The sequence below is a fragment of the Arthrobacter russicus genome (assembly GCF_031454135.1).
Lineage (GTDB): Bacteria > Actinomycetota > Actinomycetes > Actinomycetales > Micrococcaceae > Renibacterium > Renibacterium russicum.
On sequence record NZ_JAVDQF010000001.1, the window covers coordinates 1,076,981 to 1,102,494 of the forward strand.

23 protein-coding genes are annotated in these 25,514 nt (G+C 63.2%); 9 read left to right on the forward strand and 14 right to left on the reverse strand.

All coding sequences use genetic code 11. The annotated features are described in order from the left end of the window. The first annotated feature begins 6 nt into the window (after positions 1 to 6). Together dapD and JOE69_RS05010 are read left to right on the forward strand one after the other, a co-directional pair. The gene (gene dapD / locus JOE69_RS05005; RefSeq protein ID WP_309796605.1) at positions 7 to 1,026 is read left to right on the forward strand and encodes a 2,3,4,5-tetrahydropyridine-2,6-dicarboxylate N-succinyltransferase; all 1,020 of its coding nucleotides are present in this window, start codon (positions 7 to 9) and stop codon (positions 1,024 to 1,026) included. A gap of 35 nt (positions 1,027 to 1,061) precedes the next feature. Further along, positions 1,062 to 1,940: a hypothetical protein gene (locus tag JOE69_RS05010; protein WP_309796606.1), complete on the forward strand. Its 879-nt coding sequence runs from the start codon at positions 1,062 to 1,064 to the stop codon at positions 1,938 to 1,940. 29 nt (positions 1,941 to 1,969) lie between these two features. Here the strand turns inward: JOE69_RS05010 and JOE69_RS05015 are convergent, their stop codons facing one another. Further along, complete coding sequence (locus tag JOE69_RS05015) at positions 1,970 to 2,581, reverse strand: hypothetical protein (protein WP_309796607.1); 612 nt, start codon at positions 2,579 to 2,581, stop codon at positions 1,970 to 1,972. Between the two features lie 84 nt (positions 2,582 to 2,665). Between JOE69_RS05015 and galE the strand changes: the two genes are divergently transcribed. Beyond that, positions 2,666 to 3,679: a UDP-glucose 4-epimerase GalE gene (gene galE, locus JOE69_RS05020; RefSeq protein ID WP_309796609.1), complete on the forward strand. Its 1,014-nt coding sequence runs from the start codon at positions 2,666 to 2,668 to the stop codon at positions 3,677 to 3,679. Between the two features lie 103 nt (positions 3,680 to 3,782). Here the strand turns inward: galE and JOE69_RS05025 are convergent, their stop codons facing one another. From JOE69_RS05025 to fdxA, 3 genes are all read right to left on the reverse strand, one after another. Next, on the reverse strand, positions 3,783 to 5,066 hold the full coding sequence (locus JOE69_RS05025; RefSeq protein WP_309796610.1) for a citrate synthase: 1,284 nt from the start codon (positions 5,064 to 5,066) through the stop codon (positions 3,783 to 3,785). Between the two features lie 104 nt (positions 5,067 to 5,170). Then, on the reverse strand, positions 5,171 to 6,304 hold the full coding sequence (dapC, locus tag JOE69_RS05030; protein WP_309796612.1) for a succinyldiaminopimelate transaminase: 1,134 nt from the start codon (positions 6,302 to 6,304) through the stop codon (positions 5,171 to 5,173). A gap of 5 nt (positions 6,305 to 6,309) precedes the next feature. Beyond that, positions 6,310 to 6,633: a ferredoxin gene (gene fdxA, locus JOE69_RS05035; protein ID WP_296365299.1), complete on the reverse strand. Its 324-nt coding sequence runs from the start codon at positions 6,631 to 6,633 to the stop codon at positions 6,310 to 6,312. A gap of 116 nt (positions 6,634 to 6,749) precedes the next feature. Here fdxA and JOE69_RS05040 point away from each other — a divergent pair, with 116 nt between their 5' ends. Then, complete coding sequence (locus JOE69_RS05040) at positions 6,750 to 7,007, forward strand: putative acetyltransferase (protein ID WP_296365301.1); 258 nt, start codon at positions 6,750 to 6,752, stop codon at positions 7,005 to 7,007. 64 nt (positions 7,008 to 7,071) lie between these two features. Next, positions 7,072 to 7,893 carry a hydroxymethylpyrimidine/phosphomethylpyrimidine kinase gene (locus JOE69_RS05045; protein ID WP_309796616.1) on the forward strand — a complete coding sequence of 274 codons (822 nt, stop codon included), beginning with the start codon at positions 7,072 to 7,074 and terminating at the stop codon, positions 7,891 to 7,893. A gap of 113 nt (positions 7,894 to 8,006) precedes the next feature. Here JOE69_RS05045 and JOE69_RS05050 read toward each other — a convergent pair whose 3' ends face one another. Both JOE69_RS05050 and typA read right to left on the reverse strand, forming a co-directional pair. After that, positions 8,007 to 9,323, reverse strand: a complete 1,317-nt coding sequence (locus tag JOE69_RS05050; RefSeq protein ID WP_309796617.1) for a PIG-L family deacetylase — start codon at positions 9,321 to 9,323, stop codon at positions 8,007 to 8,009. 14 nt (positions 9,324 to 9,337) lie between these two features. After that, complete coding sequence (typA, locus tag JOE69_RS05055; RefSeq protein WP_296365307.1) at positions 9,338 to 11,260, reverse strand: translational GTPase TypA; 1,923 nt, start codon at positions 11,258 to 11,260, stop codon at positions 9,338 to 9,340. A 354-nt stretch (positions 11,261 to 11,614) separates the two neighbouring features. Here typA and JOE69_RS05060 point away from each other — a divergent pair, with 354 nt between their 5' ends. Next, on the forward strand, positions 11,615 to 12,313 hold the full coding sequence (locus JOE69_RS05060) for an SGNH/GDSL hydrolase family protein (protein ID WP_309796620.1): 699 nt from the start codon (positions 11,615 to 11,617) through the stop codon (positions 12,311 to 12,313). A gap of 54 nt (positions 12,314 to 12,367) precedes the next feature. Here the strand turns inward: JOE69_RS05060 and JOE69_RS05065 are convergent, their stop codons facing one another. Further along, on the reverse strand, positions 12,368 to 14,260 hold the full coding sequence (locus JOE69_RS05065; RefSeq protein ID WP_309796622.1) for an ABC transporter ATP-binding protein: 1,893 nt from the start codon (positions 14,258 to 14,260) through the stop codon (positions 12,368 to 12,370). A 92-nt stretch (positions 14,261 to 14,352) separates the two neighbouring features. Here JOE69_RS05065 and JOE69_RS05070 point away from each other — a divergent pair, with 92 nt between their 5' ends. Beyond that, a complete protein-coding gene (locus JOE69_RS05070) occupies positions 14,353 to 14,970 on the forward strand; it encodes a PH domain-containing protein (protein ID WP_296365314.1) in 618 nt (205 codons plus the stop codon). Between the two features lie 13 nt (positions 14,971 to 14,983). On the opposite strand, the gene JOE69_RS05075 is transcribed toward JOE69_RS05070, so the two are convergent. From JOE69_RS05075 to JOE69_RS05090, 4 genes are all read right to left on the reverse strand, one after another. Continuing rightward, complete coding sequence (locus tag JOE69_RS05075) at positions 14,984 to 16,093, reverse strand: ABC transporter permease (RefSeq protein ID WP_309796624.1); 1,110 nt, start codon at positions 16,091 to 16,093, stop codon at positions 14,984 to 14,986. Then, entirely contained in the window at positions 16,090 to 17,625 is a 1,536-nt protein-coding gene (locus tag JOE69_RS05080) for an ABC transporter permease (RefSeq protein WP_309796626.1), read from the reverse strand. Before JOE69_RS05080 ends, JOE69_RS05075 begins: the two co-directional genes overlap by 4 nt. Before the next feature lie 196 nt (positions 17,626 to 17,821). Then, positions 17,822 to 19,603 (reverse strand): ABC transporter family substrate-binding protein, encoded by a 1,782-nt coding sequence (locus JOE69_RS05085; protein WP_309796628.1) that lies wholly within the window; start codon positions 19,601 to 19,603, stop codon positions 17,822 to 17,824. A 695-nt stretch (positions 19,604 to 20,298) separates the two neighbouring features. Then, complete coding sequence (locus tag JOE69_RS05090) at positions 20,299 to 20,487, reverse strand: hypothetical protein (RefSeq protein ID WP_309796630.1); 189 nt, start codon at positions 20,485 to 20,487, stop codon at positions 20,299 to 20,301. Between the two features lie 132 nt (positions 20,488 to 20,619). Between JOE69_RS05090 and JOE69_RS05095 the strand changes: the two genes are divergently transcribed. After that, the gene (locus JOE69_RS05095) at positions 20,620 to 20,838 is read left to right on the forward strand and encodes a hypothetical protein (protein ID WP_296365323.1); all 219 of its coding nucleotides are present in this window, start codon (positions 20,620 to 20,622) and stop codon (positions 20,836 to 20,838) included. Positions 20,839 to 20,947: 109 nt separating this feature from the next. Here the strand turns inward: JOE69_RS05095 and ychF are convergent, their stop codons facing one another. Continuing rightward, positions 20,948 to 22,033, reverse strand: coding sequence for a redox-regulated ATPase YchF (ychF, locus tag JOE69_RS05100; protein ID WP_309796632.1), 1,086 nt, complete (start codon positions 22,031 to 22,033; stop codon positions 20,948 to 20,950). Positions 22,034 to 22,271: 238 nt separating this feature from the next. Between ychF and JOE69_RS05105 the strand changes: the two genes are divergently transcribed. Continuing rightward, positions 22,272 to 23,408 (forward strand): DNA recombination protein RmuC, encoded by a 1,137-nt coding sequence (locus JOE69_RS05105; protein ID WP_309796635.1) that lies wholly within the window; start codon positions 22,272 to 22,274, stop codon positions 23,406 to 23,408. A 31-nt stretch (positions 23,409 to 23,439) separates the two neighbouring features. Here the strand turns inward: JOE69_RS05105 and JOE69_RS05110 are convergent, their stop codons facing one another. Both JOE69_RS05110 and JOE69_RS05115 read right to left on the reverse strand, forming a co-directional pair. Further along, positions 23,440 to 24,525 (reverse strand): 4-hydroxy-3-methylbut-2-enyl diphosphate reductase, encoded by a 1,086-nt coding sequence (locus JOE69_RS05110; protein ID WP_309796638.1) that lies wholly within the window; start codon positions 24,523 to 24,525, stop codon positions 23,440 to 23,442. A gap of 36 nt (positions 24,526 to 24,561) precedes the next feature. Beyond that, positions 24,562 to 25,398, reverse strand: a complete 837-nt coding sequence (locus JOE69_RS05115; RefSeq protein WP_309796641.1) for a hypothetical protein — start codon at positions 25,396 to 25,398, stop codon at positions 24,562 to 24,564. Positions 25,399 to 25,514 lie beyond the last annotated feature (116 nt).

The window sequence follows — 25,514 nt, forward strand, 5'->3', positions numbered from 1 at the left end:
GGAGCTATGAGCACTCCTGCAGCTACTCCGGCCCCCGACTCGACTCGCGACCTGTCTTCCGGACGCGCCGCCCACGGCTTCGGTCTGGCCACCGTGGCCGACGACGGCACCGTCTTGGACGTTTGGTACCCAGCTCCGGCTTTGGGCCTGGCTGCCGACACGCTGGGCGCAGCACCGGAGGCCGATGCCGAACTGAGTGCTTTGGCCGAGGCCGGAACGGATCCGGACCGCGCAGTGAGCCAGCAAGTGGTGTTCGCCCAAATCAACCTCGACGAAGCACCGGCGGACACCGCCGACGCCTACCTCCGGCTGCACCTGCTCTCGCACCGGTTGGTCGAGCCGAACAGCATCGCATTGGACGGCATCTTCGCGGCACTGCCGAATGTGGTCTGGACCAACTTCGGGCCTTGTTCGCCCGTCGGCTTCGAAGTCACCCGGGCCAAGCTGCGCCGGCGCGGCAATGTCCAGGTCTTCGGCGTCGACAAGTTCCCCCGGATGGTGGATTACGTGCTGCCGGCCGGCGTGCGGATCGCCGATGCGAACCGGGTCCGGCTGGGCGCGCACCTGGCTGAAGGCACCACCGTGATGCATGAAGGCTTCGTGAATTTCAATGCCGGCACCTTGGGCAATTCCATGGTCGAGGGGCGGATTTCGGCCGGTGTGCTGGTCGGGGTGGGCTCCGACGTCGGCGGCGGCGCTTCGATCATGGGCACGCTCTCCGGCGGCGGCAAGGAACGCGTCGTGATCGGCGAGCGGGTGCTGCTCGGCGCGAACTCCGGCGTCGGAATATCGGTGGGCGACGATTCCGTCGTCGAAGCCGGGCTGTACGTCACCGCGGGCACCCGGGTGCGGGTCCCGGGTCCGAAAAACGCCGATGGCGAGGACACTGCCCGCATCGTCAAGGCCGCTGAGCTCTCCGGCCAGCCGAATTTGCTGTTCCGCCGCAATTCGACGACCGGCGAGGTCGAAGCCCTGCCGCGCAAAGGGCAAACGGTGGAACTCAATGCCGCCTTGCACAGCAATTAGCCGCATCGAGCTCGGCGGCATCGGGCGGGGACCCCTTGAAGCGTAGATCGAGAATCCGCGCAGCACTGATTTGGCTGCTCGCCTTGGGATTCGCCGTGGTCCTGGTGGTGGCCGGTGGCCTGTGGGCGATTGATTTCTTCAAACAGCCAGCGGCGAAATTGCTGCAGGGTTGCAGCGCCCAGGTGGCGGATCAGAAATACCAGCTGGCTCCCGATCAGACCGAAAATGCCGCACTGATCTCGGCGATCGCGCTTCGCCGGGGATTGCCGCCGCGCGCCGCGACGATCGCGATCGCGGTGGCAATGCAGGAATCGAAGATCCGCAACATCAGTTACGGCGACCGGGATTCGGTGGGCATGTTCCAACAGCGCCCCTCGCAGGGCTGGGGAACGGCCGAACAGATCATGGACCCGGTATACTCGATCAACGCCTTTTACGACGGCTTGGTGAAGATTCCCAACTACCAGAACCTCACCGTCACGGAGGCTGGCGACGCTGTGCAACGATCGGCCTACCCGTTGGCCTACGGCCAGCACGAACCGATGGCCCGCGCTTTCGCTTCGGCGCTCACCGGTTACTCGACTGCGGCACTGAGTTGCACGCTCGACGTGCCGCCCGCTTCTGGGGTTCCGGACGATGTGATCGGCAAATTGCAAACCAGCTTCGGCAGCATCGGGGCCGCCTATGACGGAACCGCGATCCGGATCCAGGCCCAGGACAATGCGGCCTGGGCCTACGCGCAATGGGCGGTTTCCAATGCGCAGAAGCTCGGTATCGTCCAAGTCAGTTTCGCCGGCGAGCGGTGGCAACGCGCCAACAACGACGGCGGCGCCAACCGAGGCTGGCAGCCCGCGGACGGCGCAAGCAGCCAAGAAGTGGTCATCGTGCTGCAGGCCACGCAAAGCACCGGCTGAGTTCCAGGGGGGCCAGTCGGCCCGGCCGGTCAAGCCAGCATTTCGACCACGGGTTGCACGTAACTCGCGAACGTCTCCGGACTGCTGAGCAGGCTCTGGCTCATCACCATGCGATCCGGTTCCAAAAACCAGGCCCGGGGTTCGGCGAGCGGCAATTCCAGGATGCTCAGCGTGAAATCACGCGAATTCCGGCCCAGTTCGAGTTCCCGGTCCTGGACCAGCCGCGCCAGGATCTTGGTTTCGCCCAGAGTCTCCCGCCGGGCGGCGAACAGCTCATAGTCGCTGATCCGTTCGCGGGCCCAGGTCAAAGCGGAGCCGAAGTGGGCCTGCAGCACCCGCTGCAGCGCCGGGTTCCCGTCGAACCCCGGGAAATCCGGCGGCACCAACTCCGGCGGTTTGCCGGGAAAGGTCCCCAAGAGCTGGGACCACCATTGCTCCCATTCGAACCTGAGCACGTCCGGGCCGCCGACCGCATGGGTCAGCTGACGGGGGTCAACCGCCTTGATCGCGGGTTCTGCGGCGGAAAGGGCCGGGGTTCCGGCTCCGGCCAAGCCGGAAGCATCGCGCAGATAGAGCGCAATCAACAATGGTCCCGAGGTGTCCATGGTGATTCGCCATCCGGGGCCTCCGGTGTGGTGCATGGGTCAAGATTATCCCAAAATCCGCCTCCGGATCGGATTGGCTGCGCGCGGATGCCAGCGCACCTGCCCGGTAGGCTGAGAAGCATGAAAGTCCTTGTCACAGGTGGAAGCGGCTACATCGGTTCCCATACGACCCTGACCCTGCTCGAAGCCGGCCATGACGTGCTGGTCTTGGACAACTTGGTGAATTCCTCGGAGGAGTCGCTCCGCAGGGTTGCCGAACTCACTGGGAAAACCGTGCAGTTCCGGCAGCTCGATCTGCTGGACGAAGCCGGCGTCGACGAATTGTTCCGCACCGAGCCGATCGACTCGGTGATTCACTTCGCCGGGTTGAAGGCCGTCGGCGAATCCGTGCAACAGCCGCTGCGCTACTACTACAACAACGTTTCCGGAACCATCAATCTGCTCCGCGCGATGGACGCGCACGGGGTGCACAGCATCGTTTTCTCCTCATCGGCCACGGTATACGGCGGATTGAATCCATTCCCCTACATCGAGAAGATGGACATCGGCTCGGACAACCCTTACGGCCGCACCAAGGAACAGATCGAGGACATCCTCTCCGACATCGGCGCCGCGGACGAGCGCTGGCAGATTGCCTTGCTGCGCTACTTCAATCCGGTCGGCGCGCACCCCTCGGGCCGGATCGGCGAAGACCCCTTGGGCATCCCGAACAACTTGGTGCCCTTCATCGCCCAAGTCGCCGTGGGCCGCCGCGAGAAACTCATGGTTTTCGGCGGCGATTACGACACCCCGGACGGGACCGCGCAGCGCGACTACATCCACGTCATGGATCTGGCCGACGGACACGTTGCCGCTTTGGACTACATCAGCCGGCACCCCGGCGTGTTCCGCTGGAACTTGGGATCCGGCGTCGGCAGCTCGGTGTTGGAAGTACTGCATTCCTTCGAAAAGGCGGTAGGGCATTCGCTGCCCTACGAAATCGCGCCACGCCGGGCCGGCGATCTGCCTGCGTTCTGGGCGGACCCGTCCGCAGCGCTGGCAGATCTCGGCTGGTCGACCACGAAGACCCTGGATGAGATGTGCCAGGACCATTGGCGCTGGCAGAAGAACAACCCGAACGGCTACTCCTCGTAGCCCACTGCCCCGCCAACCCAGCGCGAACGCACACGTGTGCGTTCGCGCTTGCGTTAAGTGTGCGTTCGCGCGGAAGGACGGTTCGGGGGGGCAGCGCGAAGGGTCAGCGCGACGGGTAGGCGCGCTCCGGCTCTCCGGTGTACAGCTGACGCGGACGGCCGATTTTGGTCACCGGATCCTTGGTCATTTCACGCCATTGCGCGATCCAGCCGGGCAGCCGACCAAGTGCGAACAGCACGGTGAACATCTTTTCCGGGAAGCCCATCGCCTTGTAGATCACGCCGGTGTAGAAATCAACGTTCGGGTACAGACGGCGGTCGACGAAGTACTGGTCGGTCAGCGCCTTCTCCTCGAGCTTCATCGCGATGTCGAGCAGCTCGTCGTTGCCGCCCAGCCGGGACAGCACGTCGTCCGCCACGGACTTGACGATCTTGGCACGCGGATCGTAATTCTTGTAGACCCGGTGCCCGAAGCCCATGAGCTTGACGCCGTCTTCCTTGTTCTTGACCCGTTCGATGAACTTCTCCACCGGATCCCCCGAGGCCTGGATCTGCCGGAGCATGTTCAGCACCGCCTCATTCGCACCGCCGTGCAACGGACCGAAGAGTGCATTGATGCCGGCCGAAATCGAGGCGAACATGTTCGCATTCGAGCTGCCCACCAAGCGGACCGTCGAGGTCGAACAGTTCTGTTCGTGGTCGGCGTGCAGGATCAGCAGCAGGTCAAGGGCCTTGGCCATCACCGGATCCATCTCGTACGGTTCAGCCGGCAAGCCGAAGGACATCCGCAGGAAGTTCTCCACCAAGTTCATCGAATTGTCCGGGTAGAGCATCGGCTGCCCGATCGACTTCTTGTGCGCGTACGCGGCGATCACCGGGAGCTTGGCCATCAAACGGATCGTGGAGAGTTCAACCTGGTCGTCGTCGAACGGATCGAGCGAGTCCTGGTAGAACGTGGACAGCGCCGAGACCGCCGAAGAAAGCACCGGCATCGGGTGCGCATCGCGTGGGAATCCGCCGAAGAATCCCTTCAGGTCCTCGTGCAGCAAAGTGTGCCGGCGGATCTTCTCATCGAAGGCCGCCAGTTCGGTGCCCGACGGCAAGTTGCCGTAGATGAGCAGGTAGGAGACCTCGAGGAAGCTCGAGTGCTGGGCCAGTTCTTCGATCGGGTACCCGCGGTAGCGCAAGATGCCGGCATCGCCGTCGATGTAGGTGATCGCCGAGGTGGTTGCCGCGGTGTTCATGAAGCCGGGGTCGTAGGTGACCGCACCGGTTTCCTTGAGTAGCTTGGATACGTCGTAGCCATCATTGCCTTCTGCGGCCTTGATCCGCGGCAGTTCAAGCTCGCCACCGGCGAAACGCAGCGAAGCGGCTGTGCTATCAGTCATGGGGTCCCCTTCGATTTTCGCGGCTAATGGGATGTGTCCGCAGTTAAGAAACTACCGCCCAGCAGGGCATCTGCCCTAATTCTGCCGGTTGCCCTTCCGGGCAATCAAACCTGCAAGCGCTCGACGGCGGCATCGATTCGTTCATCGGTGCCGGTCAGTGCGATCCGGACGAAGCCGTTCCCGGCTTCGCCGTAGAAGACCCCCGGGCCCACCAGGATCCCCCGGTCGGCGAATCGGGCCATCGTGGTCCAGGAATCGTCGGCGGCAAAGTCCCCGGCAGGCTTGGCCCAGAAATACAACCCCGCTTCGGAGCCTTCGATCTGCAGGCCGAATGCCTGCAACGCGGGCCGGAGCAACTCACGGCGCTTCCGGTAGCGGTCTTTTTGCCGCTGCACATGCGCGTCGTCGCCCAGCGCCACGCGCATCGCTTCCTGCACCGGCCAGGGCACCATCATGCCGGCGTGCTTGCGGCTGTTGAGCAGATTCGCCACCAACGATCCGTCGCCGGCCAGGAACGCCGCCCGGTACCCGGCGAGGTTGGACTGTTTGGACAACGAATAGACCGCGAGCAGATTCTCGAACGAGCCCCCGGAAACCTCCGGTGACAGCACACAGGGCACGCCGTCCTCCCATTCGCCCCAGCTGAGCTCGGCATAGCATTCGTCCGATGCGACCACCGCCCCGAGTTCCCGGGCGCGGGCCACGGTCTGCGCCATGGCCGCTGCGCTGAGCACCTCCCCCGTGGGGTTGCCCGGCGAATTCAACCAGACCAACTTGACCCGGTCCCGGGTTTCCGCGTCGAGTTCATCGAGCGAATCCGCGGCCACCGGGGTGGCCCCGGCGAAAACCGCACCCATATCGTAGGTCGGGTAGGCGACTTGGGGCCGGACCACCACATCACCGTGCCCCAAGCCCAACAGCAAAGGCAGCCAGGCGACGAGTTCCTTCGACCCGATCGTGGGCAATACCTCGTTCACGGACAGGCCGGGAACACCGCGGCGCCGGGCGAACCAATCCACGATGGCCTGGCGGAGCGCCGCTGGCCCCTGGGTGGTCGGGTAACCGTGCGCGTCGGTTGCTGCCCGGAGCGCGTCCTGGATCAGTTGCGGAGTCGGATCCACCGGGGTGCCGACGGAAAGGTCGACGATGCCGCCAGGATGCTGCCCGGCCCGCTCGGCATACGGGGCCACGGCTTCCCAGGGGTACGCGGGGAGCTCCAGTCCGAAACCGCCGGCCATTGCGATCAGCCTTGGTTCTGCGGCGGAAGCGCAGCGATGAAGGGGTGGTCGGTTCCGGTGTTGCCGACCTTCGCAGCGCCCCCCGGGGAACCCAACTCGTTGAAGAACTCGACGTTGGCTTTGTAGTAGTCGGCCCACTCGTCCGGAACATCGTCTTCGTAGTAGATCGCCTCGACCGGGCAGACCGGTTCGCAGGCCCCGCAATCCACGCATTCGTCCGGGTGGATGTAGAGCGATCGTTCACCTTCGTAGATGCAGTCCACGGGGCATTCTTCAATGCACGCCTTGTCCTTCAGATCCACGCACGGCTGCGCGATTACATACGTCACGTCCCGACCTTTCCTACTTGCGAAAAAGCAAATTCACCCGGCCCACTCCGAGCAAGCCCTATCCATTATCCCCCACATGAACGACCATGACGCGCCATCAAGTCTTACTATGAACTGTGATTGATCACATGGCCGGACTGCGGCCCGGAATGCGGGTGGTGCTGCGGTACCGGATTGCCGGCCCGTTGCCGCTGACCGATGCGCTCGGCGAACTCCTGGCCAGACAAGACGGCGAGGCCACGGTATTGACCAAACGCGGCGCCGTCGTCGTCCGCGAATCCGACATCGTCGCGGCGAAGGAAGTGCCGCCGGCACCGCCAGCGCGGGCACCTCGACGCCCGCCCGTTTCAGATAGTCCTCCGCACGAAAGATAGCCATCTGCCGCGCAACCGGCTATCGAAGAAGCAAAGGGCTATCTGAAACCGTAGGATTATTCCTATGACTTCCACGCAGCACAATCCCGCCATCGCGTTGACCATCGCTGGTTCCGAGGCGACCGGCGGAGCAGGCGCCCAGGCCGATCTGAAGACCTTCCAAGCGCTGGGCGTCTTCGGCATCGCGGCCTTGACCTGCATCGTCTCTTTCGATCCGAAACAGAGTTGGAACCACCGCTTCGTCCCGGTGGACGCCCAGGTCATCGCGGACCAGCTCGAGGCGATCACCACGGCCTACCATCCGGAACAACTGGACACGGTCAAAATCGGCATGCTCGGCACGCCCGCGACCATCGACACCGTGGCCGCATCGCTGGCCGGGCATGACTGGCAGAACATCGTGCTGGATCCGGTGCTGATCTGCAAAGGCCAGGAGCCGGGTGCCGCCCTGGACACCGACCAGGCCCTGAAACGCGAGATCCTGCCCAAGGCCAGCTTCGTGACACCGAATCATTTCGAATCGCTTTCGCTCTCCGGAATGAGCGAAATCGGCGACGTCGAGGACCTCAAAGAAGCCGCCCGGCGGATCTTCGACTCGGCCGGCGCCACGGTGCTCGCCAAGGGCGGAGTACGCCTGGCCGGGGCCGAAGCGGTCGATGTGTTCTACGACGGATCCACGCTCGAAGTGCTCAGTGCGCCGAAAGTCGGCGAGGTCGCGGTCTCCGGAGCCGGCTGCTCCCTGGCTGCCGCGATCGCCGCGGAACTCGCCAAAGGCGCGGCTCCGCTCACCGCTGCGTACACCGCAAAGGCTTTTGTCACCGCGGCCATCGAAGCGCGGGTCAGTTCCCGGGCCCCGTTCGACGCGGTTTGGCAGGGCGCGAGGTAATCGGCCGGACGCCGAAAATCACGAACCGGATCGAGGCGTTCATTCAGCCGAGCAGCGGCGGGCAAATCCGCTGCCGCATGCTGACTTGCACCACCTTGTACCAAGGACCGCCATCATGTTCGTGCACCACGTCGACCGGAGTTCCGGCGCTCCCGGGCAGCCCTTGAGCGCGTTGCCAGAACCGCCGAGCTGAGCATGTAGAGCACGGTGACGCCGGCCACGCCGTAGAGCCAGAGATTCCCGGCCAGGTTCGAAATGATCAACCCGACTTGGCCATGCGGAATCGAAAATATAACGCACATGGCATATGCCGCGGCGCCGGTCACCATGCCGAGCAGCGGAGCACGGGACCAAGCCCCGATCAGGACCACGGTCGCCGCCACCAGGATCAGGGCCAGAGCTGCCCCCCAAGGAACCTGGGCTGCACCGAGCATCGAGCTGCGGCCGTGCAACATGGTGCCGAAGACCGCAGCCAGAACGCCCGCGAAAATCGAAGCCAAGGCATAACCGAACCAATCGGAGCGGGTTCGCTGAACCGGGCGCCGCGCCGCTTCCGAGGCTCCGGAGCCGGTGTGCAGCAGCTGGAATCCTTCCTTGGCGGAAAGCGGCCGGAAGCGCAAATCGCTCAATGCGAATTCGTCGTCCCGGACCGAAACCTGGGTGCGGTGCGCCTGCAAGGCCGCCCGCTTGGCCGTCAGGTCGCCATCGATCCAGAACACCGGGGCTTCCGGGTCCTGGCCGTCCGCGGGCCGATCGGACAAGATCGCATAACCGGCGGGAACGTCCCACGCCGGATTCGCTTGGTCTGCTGTCTGTCCGGCAAGTTCGATGGCCCGTACCGTCATCTGATGGCTGCGCACGTGGTCTGGATGCCCGTAGCCGCCGTCGGCCGCATAACTGACCACCACGTCGGGCCGCAATGCCCTGATCAAGGCGGCGGCATGACCGGCGACCTCGTCCAAAGGGACCGCCGAAAACGCTGCCGGATCGACTGGTTCAGCAGCTTGCGCCCGGCGCACGCCGTCGGGGCCGGCCGGCCCCCAGGACATTCCGGAGTCCCGATAGGCAATCGGAGCCGCTCCCGGGGCCAAAGCCGGCCATTCACCGAGGAACATCCGCTGCCGGACACCGAGTTCGGCGGCGGCCTGGTTCAATTCCGCGGTCCGGACCAGAGCCAGTCCGGCGCCGCCGTCGGGCACAGATTGCCCGGGGCGGCCGGGTTTCGGCAGCCCTTGCTCCAAATAGCGTAATTCCTCCGGAATGACCTCGCCGAGCTCGCCCCGGGTGGCGGTCAGCAAGCTGACCTGCGCACCGGAGCGGGCAAAGGCCGCCATCGTGCCACCCGTGGTGATCGACTCGTCGTCCGGGTGGGCATGGATGAACAGCAGGCGGAGGATTCCGTCGGCGGCTGCGGGCTTTTCGGGCAGCAAGCTGATGGCGGTGCTTAGTTGTGCGAGCGGGCCCGGGCCGCCTTGGCGCGCTCGGAAATGTTCAGGATCAGTTTCCGGATCCGGATCGCTTCCGGGGTGACCTCGACGCACTCGTCTTCGCGGGCGAACTCCAGCGATTCTTCCAAGGTCAAATCGCGCGGCGGAGTCAGGTTCTCGAAGGTGTCCGAGGAAGCGGCACGCATATTGGTGAGCTTCTTCTCTTTGGTGATGTTCACGTCCATATCGTCGGCGCGCGAATTCTCGCCGACGATCATGCCTTCGTAGACCTCGGAGGTGGGCTGGACGAAGAACGAACCGCGCTCCTGCAGGTTGATCATCGCGAACGGGGTGACCACACCGGCACGGTCCGCGATCATCGACCCGTTGGTGCGGTATTCGATCGGCCCGGCCCAGGGCTCGTAGCCTTCGGCGATCGAGGATGCGATGCCGGCGCCGCGGGTATCGGTGAGGAACTTAGTGCGGAAGCCGATCAGGCCACGGGCCGGAACGATGAACTCCATCCGGCACCAACCGGTGCCGTGGTTGGCCATGTTGGTCATCCGGCCCTTGCGCGCAGCCATCAACTGGGTGACCGCACCGAGGTATTCTTCCGGCACGTCGATGGTCATGTGCTCCATCGGCTCGTTGACCTTGCCGTCGATGACCCGGGTCACTACCTGCGGCTTGCCCACGGTCAGCTCGAAGCCTTCACGGCGCATCTGCTCCACCAAGATGGCCAGCGCGAGCTCGCCACGTCCTTGGACCTCCCAAGCATCGGGACGCTCGGTAGGCAGCACGCGCAACGAAACGTTGCCGACGAGCTCCTTGTCCAAACGGTCCTTGACCTGGCGCGCGGTGACCTTGGCGCCCTTGACCTTGCCGGCCAGCGGCGAAGTGTTGATGCCGATCGTCATCGAGATCGCAGGATCGTCGACCGTGATCAGCGGCAACGGTTGCGGGTTGTCCGGATCCGTCAGGGTCTCGCCGATGGTGATGTCCTCGATGCCGGCGACGGCGACGATCTCACCCGGCCCGGCGGATTCGGCCGGGACCCGCTCCAACGCCTTAGTGGCGAGCAGTTCGGTGATCTTGACGTTCTTCATGGTGCCGTCGTGGCGTGCCCAGGCAACGGTCTGGCCCTTGCGCAAGGTGCCGTTGAAGATGCGCAGCAGTGCCAGGCGGCCCAGGAACGGCGAAGCGTCCAAGTTGGTCACATGTGCCTGCAGCACGCCGTCCGGATTGTAGGTGGGCGCCGGGATGTGCTCCAAGATGGTCTTGAACAACGGCTCGAGGTCCGGGTTCGAAGGTGCCGAGCCGTTCTCCGGCTGCTCCAACGACGCCGCACCGACCTTCGCCGCCGCGTAAACCACAGGGACGTTCAGAATCGCATCCAGATCGAGGTCCGGCACTTCATCGGCCATATCGCTGGCCAGGCCGAGCAAGAGGTCCATCGACTCGTGCACGACTTCGTCGATCCGCGCGTCGGGACGGTCGGTCTTGTTGACCAGCAGGATCACCGGCAGCTTAGCGGCGAGAGCCTTACGCAGCACAAAACGGGTCTGCGGCAGCGGGCCTTCAGAGGCATCCACGAGCAGGACGACGCCGTCCACCATGGACAAACCGCGTTCCACTTCGCCGCCGAAGTCGGCGTGGCCCGGGGTGTCGATCACGTTGATGGTGACGGTTTCGCCGTTGGAGGACGGCCCGTTGTAGGCGACCGTGGTGTTCTTGGCCAGAATCGTGATGCCTTTTTCACGTTCCAGATCGCCGGAATCCATGACCCGGTCGGCTACTTCGCCGTGTGCGGCGAAGGAGTGAGTCTGCTTCAACATGGCATCCACCAAGGTGGTCTTGCCGTGGTCGACGTGCGCCACAATGGCCACATTGCGAAGATCGCTCCGCGATGCGGTAGCCGAGGAGGAGGTGATATCGGACATGCGTGAAGACTCGTTTCAATGTTTTCGGCGGGTGCGCTCCGCTATCCCGGTGTCCCTTTGGGAGGAGCGATGGGTGCTTTCCCTGGTCTCGACGCAGCTGCGCGCCGACATAGCACAGCTATATTCTAGTCGCTGAGTCTTCCGCAGCCTAAATGCCCGGCAAAATCATACCCAGGGTGGTCGAATTCACCGCGGGCAAGGCCCAAGATGGATAGCAGAACCGGAACCAAGTTAAGGAATCAATGAATGGGCAGGAGTCACCAGGGGCAGGCCCCTGGCGCACGGAGGCAGCGCTCGCCGAAGCCTCGAAGCCGGTCGTCTTTCGGCGCAATCGTCTTGACCGGGCTGCTGTGTTTGGGATTCCTCATACCGCTCAATGCCAGCGCCCCGACCCCGGAGTCGCTGACCCGGTCCGCGGTTGAAATCAACCCTGCCTACGCCAGCCTGCGGAGCACCGCATTAATCATCGGCGATTCGCAGACGCAAGGCGCCGGCGGAGTCCCTGGGCCGCAGACATGGGTCCAAAAAGCCTTCTCTTTGCTCGGCTATCGATTAGTGGTCAACGCGCGCGGCGGAACCGGCTATGTGGCTGCGACACCGCAGGCCAAAAACTATCCGGATGCCCTCGAGAGCGGAGCTTGGACTCTGCCCAGGCCCAGCCTGCCTTGGTCCGGGTCTCCGCTCGTGGTGGTTCAAGGCGGCGGCAATGATGCACGGATCGGCAGCAGCAACAGTGCGATCTTGAGCAACGCGGCCCGGTTGCTCGATGGATTGAAAAAGCGCTATCCGGAATCCAAGATCGTCATGATCGGCACGCTGGGCAAAGGTGCCGCGAAAGGCGGCCGGCGGGCCCAGGTCGACGCTTTGCTCGGCACTTTCGCCAGTTCCCGCGGGCTGCCATTCATCAGTGCAGGAGATTGGCTGGCCAAATTCAACCTGGAAAAAGACCTGATCGATGGCACCCACCTGGATGCCGACGGGCATCAGATCCTCAGCGAGGCCCTGCGCGCAAAACTCAAATCGTTGGACATCACGGGTCCGACGGCATATTGACCAAGTCCCGTCGAAGCCGGAGTCCTCGGCTCCGACGGGCCCCGGGTTTGATGTCTATTCCATGCCGGCAGCCAGCAGCTGCTCGCGCAGCTCCCGGCGTTCCCGCTGCTTCTGCGGATCCGGCAACGGAACCGCGGCCAGCAACCGCTGGGTATAGGCCTCTTGCGGATTGCGCAGGATCTCGTCCCGGGTGCCTTGCTCCACGATCTTGCCGCGCTGCATCACCACGATGCGATCGGCGAGATAGTCGACCACAGCCAGGTCGTGCGTGACGAAGAGACAAGCGAAGCCCATCTCCTTCTGCAGGTTCTGCAGCAGGTCCAAGACTCTGGCCTGAACCGAGACATCCAGTGCGGAGGTCGGCTCGTCGGCGACCATCAACTTCGGCTTCAGCGCAAGTGCCCGGGCGATGCCCACCCGCTGTTTCTGCCCGCCGGAAAGCTCGTGCGGGTAACGGTTCCGGTAGCTCCGCGGCAATTCGACCTGATCCAACAAGTCCTCGATGCGCTTCTGCAGTTGTGCGCCTTTGGCCTCCTTGGCCAAGAACATCGGCTCGCCGATGCTCTCGCCGATCGGCAATCGCGGGTTCAGCGAGGATGACGGGTCCTGGAACACCATGCCGATGTTGCGGCGCACCTCGTGGAGCTGACGGCCGTTCTTCTTCGCCGTGGTGATGTCCTGCCCGACGACGTGTAGTGTGCCGGCGGCAACCGGGAGCAATCCCACCGCGGCCCGTCCGATGGTGGTCTTGCCAGAGCCGGACTCCCCCACCAGGCCGACCACCTGGCCCGGGAAGATCTCCAGGTCCGCACCTTCTACCGCGCGGAAGGCGGGTACCCGCCCCTGTTTCGGATACTCGATGGCGACGTCGCGCAATTCGAGCACCGGCTCGGCCGGGCCGGTATTCCCGGCTTGTTCGGCCGCCGCTTTGGCCGCGACCAGAGCAGCTTTGTTCGCCGCTTCGCGGCGCAGCAACTCGGCCTGGTCGATGTCGGCGAGCTCGGCGTGGGTGGCCTCGGCCAAAACCGCGGTGACATCCACCTCCGCGGCTTGGGCTCCGCCCTGGCCGAGGTGCGGCACCGCAGCCAGCAAGGCCTGTGTGTATTCGTGCTGCGGATGGTAGAAGATGTCTTCCGCGCTGCCGGTCTCCACGATCACGCCCTTGCGCATCACCGCGATTCGGTCGGAGAGATCCGCGACCACGCCCATATCGTGGGTGATCAGCACGATCGCCGAGTCCAGCTTGTTGCGCAGATTGCGCATCAGATCGAGGATTTCCGCCTGAACCGTGACGTCCAGGGCGGTGGTCGGCTCGTCGGCGATCAGCAGCTTCGGATCGCAGGAGAGCGATTGGGCGATCATCGCGCGTTGGCGCTGCCCTCCGGAAAGCTGGTGCGGGTACGATTTGAAAGCTTTTTCCGGATCCGGCAGTTCGACCAGTTCCAGCATCCGAATCGCCCGCACGCGGGCTTCGTCCGGAGAAATCTCATTGTGCAGCCGGAGCGTCTCCACGATCTGGAATCCGATCGTGTACACCGGGTTGAGCGCCGTCATCGGCTCCTGGAAGATCACCGCGACGTCGCTGCCGCGGATCTTGCGCAACTTCGACGGGGAGGCGTTCAGGATCTCTTCGCCATTGAGCTTGACCGAGCCGGTGACCCGGCTGTTGTCCGGCAGCAGCCCCAGGATCGCCATCGAGCTGGCGCTCTTGCCGGAACCCGATTCACCCACGATGGCCAGGACTTCGCCGGCCTTGACCTCGTAGTCGAGCCCGATCGCGGCCGGCACCCATTTCTTGTCCACGCCGAAGTCGACCGAGAGGCCGGACACTTGGAGTACCACGTCTCCGGCGCTGCGCCGTCCGGTGGACCGGTTCGTCGGCACCTCGACCGGATCGATGTTGTCGACCTCGGCGGGCTCCTGAGGAGTGATGTTTTCTTCACTCATGCTGTGTGTTTCCTTCCGCTCAGGAGCGCCGGTCGGGCGATCCCGGATCTGCGAATTAGTCGGCTGCTCTGCTCTGCTGTCACGATAGGGGCATGACTTCTGAGCGTTTCCGCCCGCGCACCGGCACGGTTTTGGCCATCGTCCTCTACGTCTTGGCCGGGGCCGGGCTGCTCGTCGTGCTGTTCAGCGGACTCCGCCTGCAGGACATCCTGTTGACCCTGCCCTTGCTGGCTTTCGTCGGCTACTGCGGTTACTGGCTGTTCGGCTTCCCCGAAGTGATCGTGGACGAGGACGGCGTCACGTTGGTCAACCCCACGGTGACCGTCCGCGTGCCTTGGGTCGCGTTGATCGCCGTCGACACGAAATTCGCCTTGACGCTGATCACCGTGAAGCGCAAGTACACCGCTTGGGCGGCTCCGGCGCCCGGGGTGATTTCGGCCAACCGGGGCAAACGCGAGGACACCATGGGCCTGCCGGCCAGCAGCTACGGCGCGTTCGGTTCTTTGCGTCCCGGAGATCTGAAACGCAGCGATTCCGGCGCCGCCGCTTTCATGGTGCGCACCCGCTGGGCGAAGCTGGTCGACGCCGGCAAAATCGACGTCGAGCAGACCGCGCATTCCCGAGCCAGTGTGCGCGTCAACTGGCTGCAGCTGGGCATCGCCCTGGTGCTGATTGCCGCCGTCGTCGCGCTGATCGCCGGCGCGCTCTGATCTGATCGCCATCTCAGGCCTTTTCGGCATTGGCTGAGCTGGCCTTTTTGGCATTGAACTTTTTCTGCCGCGGATCGAAGGCATCCCGCAATCCGTCGCCGATGAAGTTGATGCACAGGCAGATCACGATGATGAACAGGCCCGGGAACCAGAACAGCCAGGGCCGGGTGGAGAACGCTTCCTGGTTTTCCACCACGAGCGAGCCCAGCGAGATGTCCGGCTTGGTGACGCCCAAACCGATGTAGCTCAGGCCGGCTTCCAGCAGGATCGCAGAAGACATCAGCAGCGTGGTGTTCACGATGATCACACCCACCGCATTCGGCAGGATGTGCTTGAACACGATCCGGGTGTTGGAGGCGCCGGCAATCCTGGCCGCATCGACGAATTCGCGTTCCCGCAAGGTCAGGAATTCACCACGCACCAAGCGGGCCAGGCCCACCCAGATCACCAGGGCGAGGAAGATGCCCAGCAGCACCACGCCGAGGTTATCCTGGAGTGCCTTGAAAACGTTCGACATGAAATCCCGGGTGGTGACTGGCTGCCCATCGGGACCGATTTCAGTGGTGCCCAGGCTGGCGGACCGGACCACTTGGCCGAGCACGGCGCCGGTGACGATTACCGGGATGATGATGATCGCATCGGTCAAGCGCATCAGCACCGTTTCCACCCAGCCGCGGAAGTAACCGGACAACGCGCCGACCACGACGCCGATCAGCCCGGCGATGATGCCGATCGTGAACATCACGATGATCGACAGCTGCGCGGCGCGCATGGTCATCGCGAACATGTCACGGCCGATGCTGTCCTGCCCGAATGGGTGGTCGCCGAAGTTGAACGGGAACTGGTAAGTGGGCGCGGCGTTGTTCTGGATGTCCTGGACATCGGTATAGCTGTACTTCCACCAGCCTGGGATGTCGATCCAGCCCCAGAGCTTAATCCCGGAGGCGCTGAACACCAGGAGCACCACGAGCGCGAAGACCACGAGCGCGACCATCGCCGCGCTGTGGCCGAAAAAGCGCTTTCGGATGATCTGGCCTTGGCTCAGGCCCTTGGTCTCCTGGACATCTTCGATGCCGGCGGCGGGCGGAGTCTGCGGGGACTCGCCAGTGACGACGCTTGTCATGACTTCACCTTCACTCGTGGGTCAAGGGCGGAATAGACCAGATCCGCCAGTAGGTTGAAGGTCAGCGCAGTGATCGCGACGACTACGAAAAAGCCCATCACCGGATTGGGGTCCACATTTTTCAACCCCTGGGCGAACATTTGGCCCATACCGGTGAAACCGAAGACCGATTCGGTGATCACCGCACCACCGATCAAGCCGCCGATGTCGTAAGCGACCACAGTGGCCAACGGGATCAAAGCATTGCGGAAGGCGTGCCGCATCACCACGGTCCGCTCGGACAAGCCTTTGGCCCGTGCCGTCCGGATGTAATCCATGTTCATGATTTCCAGCATCGAACCGCGCGAGTAACGGGTATACGAAGCGATCGAGATCAGGATCAGCGCGATGGTAGGCAGGATTAGGTGGGTGAAGCGGTCCAAACCGCCGGTCCAGAAATCGCCTTGGAAGTTCGGTGTTGTAGCGCCGATGGTGGCGATCGGGCGGCCGCGGGTCTGCTCGAAATACTGCGGCCAGGACTGCATGAAGCGGTCCATCAGAATCAACGCCGCAACCAGGAACGCGGTGATCGCGGCGGCCCGCATGTTCTGCCCCCGGTCGTACCCGCCGAAGAAGTAACCCACGACGATGCCGACCAGCACCGTCACGATCGCAAAAATCACGATCATCAGCAGCGTTGCATCATTGAGCAGCGGTTGCAGGGCGTAGTAGCAGACCAAACCGATCGCCACTACGACCAGCGAAGAGTACAGCGCTTTGCGGTTCTTCAAGCCGGCCGTCAGCGCGGTGATGCCGAAGGCGATGCCCACCCCGCTCAATGCGATCACGATCGGACCCAGGCCCGGGCGGACAAGCCAGCCGGTGAAGGAGATGTACATCAAGACCAGGGCGACGGCGACGGCGGTGCCGCCGAAGGCGATCCAGCGCTTCCGCCACTCCCCGCGGGCGATGGCCATACCGATCAGGCCGAAAATCACCGAGACGATCAGAATCACCAATAACGGTATTTGCGGGTCCTTGAGGAAGGTATTGAAGTTGATCGCGCCGAATTCCTTGAGCAGCACCGCGGCCCAGAAGATCGGCAGCGAGAAGAACAGGAAGGTCATAAAAGTCACACCGTAATCCAGCGCGCTGTACTGCCGAAGGGCGGTGACGATGCCGATGGTCACACCGATCACGATGGCCAACAGCACTGCGGTGGTGACCAAGGTCAGCGTCTGCACCATGGCCATGCCCAGTTGCTCGGTGACCGGCTGCCCCTGCAGGTTCTTGCCCAGATCACAAGAATTGGCGAGCGGGACCAAGCAACCGGCTGCGCCTCTGAGCCAAATGAAGTACCGCAGCGGCGCTGGGACGTCCAAGTTGAGCAGCTCACTGCGGGCCCGGATCAGATCGTTCTTATTGGGATTCTGGCTGGTGCGAAGTTCTTGGAGGGGATCACCGGACGCCGCTGTCAGGAGATACACCACAAAAGAAGCGCCGAGCAAGATGAGTACGGCAGTGATGATGCGCCGCACGATATAGCTGAGCATTTGGACCTCGAATGATGTGATCCGGGGATTACCCGGTGTTGCAGAAGTCTACGTCAGCACCCTGTGGCCTGGAGACGGTCTGTCGCTTGAGCCGGTCGGAGCTGTCGGGAAAATGATGGCATCAGAAGGGCGCTAGGACCAAAACGCGGTCCTAGCGCCCCGTTACTGAATATTGCTGAAAGCCTGAACTAGGCGCCTATTTCGCGGCCCAGTCCCAAACGTTCCACCAAACGCCGGTCTGCGTCGGGTTGTACTTGATGCCGGTCACCTTGTCGCTGTAGGCATCAACCCCGATGGTCTGGAACAGCGGCAGTCCGTAAGCGGAGTCCCAGATCAATTTGTCGATCTGGACCTGCAGGTCGTCCTGCTTCGCTTTGTCGGTGGTGGTCACCAGTTCGTCCATCAGCTTGTCGGCCTCCGGGTTGGAGAACTGGTTGAAGTTGTTGCCCGCACCGGTCTTGAACAACTGCGGCACGTTGCTGACGCCGACGCCCGAGTTGATCCAGCCGAAGATGGTCGCATCGTAGGATCCGTTGCCCAACGCCTTCGACCATTCCGAGCCGCCCAGACCGCCGTCGACGATCTTGAAGCCGGCCTGGGTCGCGGACTGCGAGATCAAAGTGAAGGCGTTCAACCGGTTGGGGTTGTCCTTGTTGTACATGATCCGGATCGTCGGCGTCGCGCCGTTGAGCAGTTGCTTGGCTCCGTCGATGTCCACGTTCTGGAAGTTCGCCGAGCCGTTGTTCTTGACCGTGTCGGCGTACTTGGGCTGCGCCGGAACGAAGAGCTGGGAATCCAAAGGCTTGGCTTCAGGGTCCAGCGGCTTGATGATCTTGTTCACGATGTCGTTGCGGGGCACGGTCTTCATGAACGCCTCACGGACGTTCTTGTCCGCGAACGGGCCGTTGTAGTTCAGGTCGAGGTGATCGTAGGAGAGCTGATCTGCCTTGTCCATGGTCACGCCCTGGCTGGCCAAGGCTTCCAACTGCTGCACGGTGTCCGCCGAAGCCTGCGGCGCGATGATGTCCGCCTCGCCGTTCTTCAACGCCTGGATCTGAGCCGAAGCGCTGCCGATGTACCGCACTGTGATCTGGTCCAGCTTGGCGGCCGGACCCCAGGTGTAATCCTTGTTCTTGACCAAGGTCATCGACTGGTCGGGCTGGATGTCCTTGACGATGTACGGGCCATTGGAGAGGAAGAGGCTGGTGTCGGTCGGCAACTGCTTGGTGTCGAAACCGGTGTTCCAGATGTCGGCGGCCTTCTTCAGGCTTTCGTTGACGGCAGCCGGCTTGGTCGGATCGCCCTTCGGCAGGCCCTTCATCAAGTCAGTCAGGGCCGCAGCGTCTTTGAGCCCGGCCTTCTGCGCCACGATGTGCGCGGGAATCCGGATGTTGGGAATCCCGATGGCTACTTCCCAGTCGGAGAACGGCTTCGAGTACTTGATCGTCATCGACCGGCCGTTGTCGCCGATTTCCGGGAAGCTGGTCAGGTTCAGGCCCGAGGTGTCGGCAGCCGGCTGGAAGTACGTGGTGCCGGTCTTGGCTTCCGAATTGGCGTCGTCGTAGTACGCGGAACCGGAGGCCCACTGCAGCACCAGGTCGTTGGCGTCGACGGGCGCGCCGTCGGACCACTTCACGCCCTCATTGACCGTGTATTTGACGGTCAGCGGATCGTCGGAGAGCTTCTCGATCTTGCCGAACTTCTCATTCCGGACCACATTGAGCTTGTCGTCGATGTAGCCGAAACCGGAGTGTGTCGCATAAGCGATCTTCCCGTTGGTATCGACATTGTTCTGCGCGGTGTCGGCGTTGAAGGATGTGAAGCCGTTGACTTCGACCACTGTGGCTGAGCCACCGTCCTTGGCCGCGCCGCCGCTCGCGCTGGAGCCCGTGTTGCCGGAGTTGCCGGCGCAAGCGCTGAGTGCCAGGGCCGCGACTGCGGCAACACTCACTGCTTTGGAAATACGTCCGAAACGCATTCCGCCTCCTAAGTATCTGAAGAGTGTGTTAAGCCGCGATGCTGTCATCGGGACCCGACGACCCCTGCCGGTCCGGCAAGTGTCCTGTCTCACATGGTCAAGAGCGTAGACCGGATTTGTGACCGATTGGTAAAAAATTGACCCGCGTTACCCGGTTGTTACCGAGATGCAACCTGGTTTTCCCGGCTGATGTCCAGCCAGTTCCCAGGGTTTTTCCCCATGATCTAAAGGGAGTGTGTTGGTTTTCATTCGCACCGGCGACGCAACGGATCGCAGCTGTGAATTTCCGGTCAACGCCCACGATGCCAAATTCGGGTCAGGACCAAAAAGCCGACTGCGACGATCACGATCACCAGAATCAGTCCGACGATTTCGGCGCTCATTCCCCACCCCGTCCGCCGCGCTGAATCACAACCCAACCCAGCATGAACAGCACCACGATGATTCCGATCGAAATCCATTCCAGCTCAGAGGTCATAGCTGTCCATCGTATTGGTGCCAGCTGTGGCTGGGCTTTTCATTTGCCCAGGCGCAGATGAAGATCAAGGCGTCAGCAGCACAGGATCGGTGCGGCTTGGTTCGTCTGGGCCTTTGGGCCAACCAGAATGTCCCACTGAGTGCGGCCACTGAGTGGGACATCACGGCTATGTCCCACTCAGCCTACTGACTCAGTGGGACATACCCGTCGCGCTGATTCAGCGTTTGCGGTTCTTGAGCGCTTCAGCCGCTTTGTTGGCAAGCACCTTGCCGTCGGTCTGCGCCCATTCCTTGGCTCTGGGGCTGTAGATCTTCAGGGCCCGCTTGATCTCGGCGCGGAGGAACCACGCGGCAGTGATCGCCCCGATGATGAGCGTGATGACGAGGAGTACCGCGATGACCTTCATCCCATGAGCTTAGGCAACTATGCTTGGCCTGAGCTTTGTACCAGCCCTGCCCTGACTGAGCAGTCCGCGCCGGCCGGCTTGGCCAAAGCGCGTTTCCCGGTCCGGCCCGGTCTGCGGGCTAAGCTTGTCCGCATGGAGTCGGAGGAATTGCGTAAGAAACTGAGCGCTAGCCAGAAAGCCGTGATCGCTTGCTACGGCGTCGCGGTGATCGGCGGCCTGATCCTGTTGGTCTCCGGTTTGCTCAGCAGCAACTGGTGGACCGCCGTGCTGGGTACCGTGATGGCCATCGGCTTCGGATTCTCGCTGCTGAACTGGCTGAAGTTCATCCGGAAGATCAACTCCGGGAACTAGCGCCCCTCCCCCGGCGACAGCGCCAGGCGTTCCGGCAATTATCAGCAAAACGCCTAGCACCAGGATCGACAGGCCGACGGCGGTCAACCACCGCATTTCGCACCGATTTCTAGACGTTGAAGCGGAACTCCACCACGTCGCCGTCGGACATCACGTACTCTTTGCCTTCGATCCGGACCTTGCCGCGGGACTTGGCTTCGGCCATCGAACCGGCGTCGATCAGATCATCGAAGGAGACCACTTCGGCTTTGATGAAGCCGCGTTGGAAGTCTGTGTGGATCACGCCTGCGGCCTGCGGCGCAGTATCGCCCTGTTTGATCGTCCAAGCTCGGGCTTCTTTCGGACCCGCGGTGAGATACGTCTGCAGGCCCAGGGTGTGAAAGCCCACCCGGGCGAGTTGGTCCAGGCCGGATTCTTCCTGGCCGTTCATCTCCAGCATCTCGCGGGCCTCTTCCGGCGAGAGTTCCACCAAGTCGGCTTCGAGTTTGGCGTCGAGGAACACCGCATCCGCCGGCGCGACCATCGCGCGCAGTTCCGCTTGGCGCTCCGGGTTGCCCAGCACCGAGTCGTCGACGTTGAACACGTAGATGAACGGCTTCGCGGTGAGCAGGCTGAGTTCCTTGAGGTACGGCAGCTCCAACTTGTCGCTGGCAATCGAGGAGAAAATCGTATCGCCGCGTTCCAACACAGCCTGCGCCTTGCGCACAGCTTCCAGCTCGGCGGCTTCCTTCTGCTTGAGCTTGACCGCTTTTTCCAAACGGGGGACGGCCTTTTCGATGGTCTGCAGATCGGCCAGGATCAGCTCGGTGTTGATCGTCTCGCGGTCCGAGCCCGGGTCCACCTTGCCGTCCACGTGGACCACATCGGGGTCCTCAAAGACCCGGATCACCTGCGCGATCGCCTCCGCCTCGCGGATATTGGCCAGGAATTGGTTGCCCAAGCCTTCACCTTCGGAAGCTCCCTTGACGATGCCTGCGATGTCCACGAAGGAGACCACGGCTGGCAGGATCCGGGCCGAGCCGAAAACCTCGGCCAGCTGGTTGAGCCTGGCATCGGGCAGGTTCACCACGCCGACGTTCGGCTCGATCGTAGCGAACGGGTAGTTCGCTGCGAGCACGTTGTTGCGGGTAAGCGCATTGAAAAGAGTTGATTTGCCGACGTTGGGCAGTCCGACGATGCCAATAGTAAGAGCCACGGGAGTTAAGTTTAGCGGTAGGTCCCTAGCCGCGAGGGACGAGCCGCTGAGGAGACCGCTAAACGCTACAGGTGACCGCGAACCGCCACAGTTGCCCGCCCGTCCAATCGACCCATTCAGTGGGCTAGGCCGGCCGAGCCCACTGGAACTGCGAATTGGACGGGCATGGCGGCATCCAGCGGGACCGGCGTGGCCGGGGTGCCGCTGAAATGTCGGGGCTCCGTGACAGGCTTGGTCCATGGACAGTTCTTCTTTGCTCATCGGCCTGTTGCTCGGGTTGATCATCGGTGCGGTCGCGGTCCTGCTGGTCGGCCGCCGGCAGCGCCTCGGATTGGCAGCCGACCTCGACGATGCCACCGAGCGGTTGGCCGAGGCGAATGCCGCCCTGGCCGCCGCCGAAGCCGAATCGCGGCTGCTCAACGCGCAGAGCCAGGAAAATTCCTCGGTGCTCAAGGCTTTGGCCCCGGTCGCCGAACGGCTGGGCAACGTGCAGCGCCAGGTGGCCTTGTTGGAGCGGGACCGGGTGGAACAGTACGGCCAACTCTCCCAGCAGCTCAAGGATGCCAAAGACGCCGACCGGCTGTTGCTGCAGACCACCCAATCGCTTGCTTCCTCGCTCCGTTCGACCAGTGCGCGCGGTCGTTGGGGCGAAGTCCAGCTGCGTCGCGTGGTGGAGTCGGCAGGCATGGTCTCGCATGTGGACTTCAGCGAGCAGGTCCAGCAATCCGGGGCCGACGGCGTCCAGCGGCCGGACATGATCGTGAAATTGCCCGGCGGCAAAGAACTGGTCCTGGACGCGAAAGTGCCGCTGAGCGCTTTTCTGCAGGCCCAGGAGGCCGACAACGAGCGGGCGGCCGCGCTTGCCCGGCTGCAGCATGCCAAGGCCGTCCGGGTACACATCGACTCCCTGGCGGCCAAGAAATACTGGCAGGGCTCATCGGCATCACCGGAGTTGGTGGTTTGCTTCCTGCCGGCCGAATCGATCCTCTCGACCGCTTTGGATGCGGACGGCCAGCTGCTCGACTACGCACTGGGCAAGGGTGTGGTCTTGGCCTCGCCGGTGAGTTTGCTCGCCGTGCTCAAAGCGGTCGCCTACTCCTGGCGGCAAGAAGTGCTGACCGAAAGCGCCAAAGAACTGTTCGAGGTTTCCAGCCAACTGTACGAACGCCTGGCCACGCTCGGCGACCATGTGGGAAAACTCGGCGCATCGATCCGGTCCTCGGTGGAAAAATACAACACCATGGTCGGCTCGCTGGAGGCCAGGGTACTGCCCGCGGCGCGGAGGCTCAATTCATTGGATCCGGATTCGCTGGCCGGTCCACCGCTGCTGGAGAGCCAACCCCGGCATCTGAGCGCGCCGGAATTCACCGGCTAACGGCTGGCCGGTACCGCGCAGGATCCGGCACTTAGCGGGCGGGACGCGGTCCGCGGCCACCGAGCGCCCGGGAGGAATCCCCGGCCTTTTTGAGCGTGGTGCGCAGCTCCTTCGGCAACGAGAACAACAGGTCCTCTTCTGCCGTGACCACTTCTTCCACGTTGCCGTATCCGTAATCGGCCAACAACCTGAGTACGTCCTGGACCAGGACTTCGGGCACCGAAGCCCCCGACGTGACACCGACCGTTGCCACCCCTTCGAACCAGGCTTCGTCCACTTGGTTCGCGAAATCCACCCGGTAGGAAGCCTTCGCACCGTATTCCAGCGCTACCTCGACCAGACGCACCGAGTTCGAGGAGTTGGCCGAACCGACCACGATCACCAAATCGGCCTGCGGCGCGATTTTCTTTATCGCGACCTGCCGGTTCGTGGTGGCATAGCAGATGTCGTCGCTGGGCGGGTCCTGCAGGGTCGGGAATTTGGCCTTGAGCAGCCGCACCGTCTCCATGGTCTCGTCCATGCTGAGCGTGGTTTGCGAAAGCCAAATCACCTTTTCCGGATCCCGAACCGTGACCTTGTCCACTTCATGCGGACCGTTGATGATCTGGATGTGTTCCGGGGCTTCGCCCGCGGTGCCTTCTACCTCTTCGTGCCCTTCATGGCCGATCAACAAGATGTCGAAATCGTCCCGGGCGAATCGGACCGCTTCACGATGGACCTTGGTGACCAACGGGCAGGTGGCATCGATGGTGCGCAATCCACGATCCGCCGCCGATTGGATCACCGCCGGGGAAACCCCATGCGCCGAAAAGATCACCAAAGCGCCTTCCGGCACTTCTTCGTTTTCTTCGACGAAAATCGCGCCCTGCGCCTCGAGCGAGGAAACCACATGCACGTTGTGCACGATCTGCTTCCGCACATACACCGGCGGCCCGTAGTGCTCCAGGGCTTTTTCCACCGCGATGACCGCCCGGTCGACTCCGGCGCAATAGCCCCGCGGCGCCGCGAGCAGGACCTTCTTCGAGTCCGCTACCGGGTACGCAGCAGCGATCTCTTCCGGGCTGCGTCGTTTGCGCGGCACAGTGGGCATCGGCACAGAGACGGCAGTACTGGTCATGGTCCTATTCTACGGTTCTTCGCTCCGGCCGGAGATTCATGCCGATCCACGTCGCCCGGCAGCTCTGGAAACCAGGCCGATCAACACCAATCCGCCGGCGGTGATCAGCGTTATCAAAATCCAGCCGTTGAAGCTCGCGGCGGCTGCGCTCACGTACTGCTGCTTGAACATGTCCGCCACCGCGTTGCCGCCCGCGGTGTCCAACACGCTCTTGGACAACAGTTCCAGCCCCAGCTTCCACAGTCCGGCGATCGCCGCCAGTCCGAGGCCGACCAAGGCCAATGTGGTGGACCGCCGTCGGGCAATCACCAGGGCCAGGGCAAAAGCCAGCAGCGCACCACCGGCCAGCCAGACGCCGAGCGAGGAAACCTCGCTGAGCCGGACGATCGCGGTGCGTTGGTTCGGGCTGCCCAAGCTCACCAGCACCTGCTGCGGCGCCGGGATTTCCTGCCCGACGCCGGCCCCGATCTTCTTGATCACCAGCTGGAGCAAAGGAGCCACGTCCAAGTTCAGGGCGCCGGTGTCATTGGCGTTGGCCGCCGGGTCGACCACGGTCAACTCATTGCTGCGGCGCAGGGTCTCGGCCCAAGCCGCGGGGAATCCCGGATCGGCGGCCAAATTCTGCGTAGCGCTCTGCACCGCCGGCGCGATCAGCTGCTGCAAGGCGGGGGCGGCATCGAGTTGCGACGTGACGGCTCGCGCCGTCGCCGCTGCCAAGGCTTGCTGGAACTGCGGATCGTTGCCCAATGGCCCGGCCATGGCGACGAAGCCGTCCGGGTTGACCACGGTCCGGTCAGCCCAGATGGCTGGAACGGATACGGCCGCCAGCAATAGTGCCGCAATTGCGGCGATGGCGGAGAAAAAGCTGCGCATGAATCCCCTCGATGGTGCTCGACTCAACATTATCGGCTGGTCCTGTGTGCTGGCACATAACCGCGCTGGGGAATTTCTGTCCAATCCGCATTGAAATCGACTGGCTGTCCCCGGCC